General features: G+C 56.8%; 1 protein-coding gene. It reads right to left on the bottom strand.

Translation table 11 applies throughout. The annotated features are described in order from the left end of the window. Positions 1–9: 9 nt before the first annotated feature. Positions 10–1,332: an IS4 family transposase gene (locus NR177_RS23695; protein ID WP_256853798.1), complete on the bottom strand. Its 1,323-nt coding sequence runs from the start codon at positions 1,330–1,332 to the stop codon at positions 10–12. Between the last annotated feature and the right edge of the window lie 81 nt (positions 1,333–1,413).

Raw genomic sequence — 1,413 nt, 5'->3', positions numbered from 1 at the left:
TAATGCTGGTCACTTAAGGTGACCAGCCTTTTTTTTATCGGCATATTTCCGGGATCTTATTCGCAGCTCCCGCGGATAACTTCGTTCTCTTCGCCCCGGCAGTATCAGCCACCTCGCCTTTTCATACAGCGTTCTCAGTTCGCCCGGAACCGTGCCCGGCGAAGCCCAGGGTAACGTCATCAGGAGCCGCGATATCTCACTGATGGCTCCGCTGAAGCTCAGCTGGTAAGGCAGATAATCTCCCCTGAGCTGAGCCGCCATCATGACCATCTGGTATCGCACCAGGTTATACGTCAGCAGTAACCCCCAGAGCTCCTGCCGCACTAACTCTGGCAGCCGGCTGCGCAGCGTCCACCGGTTGTCCAGCATCCCCTGTTTCACTTCGCGGTAACCCAGTTCGATTTCCCAGCGGTTGCGGTATAACTCACTGACATCACTGCCCCGGTAACGGTTTACATCCGTCAGCGACGTCAGCACCTGCCGCATTTTTCCGTCCACACTGCGGCTGAGCAGCCGCGCCGTTATCTCTGACGGCAGGTCCGGCCACTGTTTTCTCGCCTGCGGGCTGGTTTTGAGCCTCACCAGCTCGTCGCCCCGTCCCAGACGTTGCACGACTTCATACCGCGTGTGCTTTTTCAACGGCAGCAGCCAGTGGCGGTTTTCACCCGCCTGGTGCCAGTGATGCAACAGGCCCAGGGAGTAAAAGCCTTTGTCAAAGAGAGTGAGACTGTTATCCGGCACGTTACCGGTCACCCGGGCGGCGAGCCTCATCTCATTCACGCTCTCAGTATCGAAAGCGCTCGCTTTGATCAGATGGCTGCTCAGCTCCATAAGGCACACCATACGAACCTGTGGATACCCCTGCACACCGTACTGATTGTCGGGCTTGCTGAAAGCCTCATTATTTTCAGGCGTGTCCGCTGTGCGCCAGACCACGCCGTCCAGCGCAAAAAGGTTGAGGCCGTGCCACTGCGGGTGGGCGGCCTGCTCATGCCAGTACCGCTGGGTGATATCAAATAACTCACGTACGGCATCTTCACCGAGTGTTTTACGCCGCTGCACGACGGCACTGCGCGCCGTGAAGGGCGTCCCGGTGCGGTCGCAGATGTCCATCAGGTTCACGATTTCCGTCATGGGACGGTTACTGAATACCGACATGCCCACGACAAGCCATATCATAGACTCAAGCGGGAGCTTACGTTTACGGAGCGTGACGGTGTCAGTGAGTGTCAGGGCCTGCTGAATAAGCTCAGCGGGAATAAGATCAGAGAGCGAGCGGGCGCGTTCGGGAGAGGTGGTATGAATGATGCCCAGAGCCTGTGAGAGTTCCATAAAAAAGGGTCCATGATGAACATGAACCCTTTTTACACCTGCCACTGGATCGGTCAACCGATCCTTAAATGATCGGCATTA

Origin of the sequence: Pantoea sp. Fr+CA_20, from assembly GCF_024520835.1 — a bacterium.
Taxonomy (GTDB): domain Bacteria; phylum Pseudomonadota; class Gammaproteobacteria; order Enterobacterales; family Enterobacteriaceae; genus Pantoea; species Pantoea allii.
Note: the sequence above shows the minus strand (reverse complement) of the source record. Positions and strands in the feature narration are given on the sequence as shown.

Coding starts and splice junctions, on each gene's coding strand:
- NR177_RS23695 (WP_256853798.1), bottom strand. CDS start 1,332: ATGGAACTCTCACAGGCTCTGGGCATCATTCATACCACCTCTCCCGAA.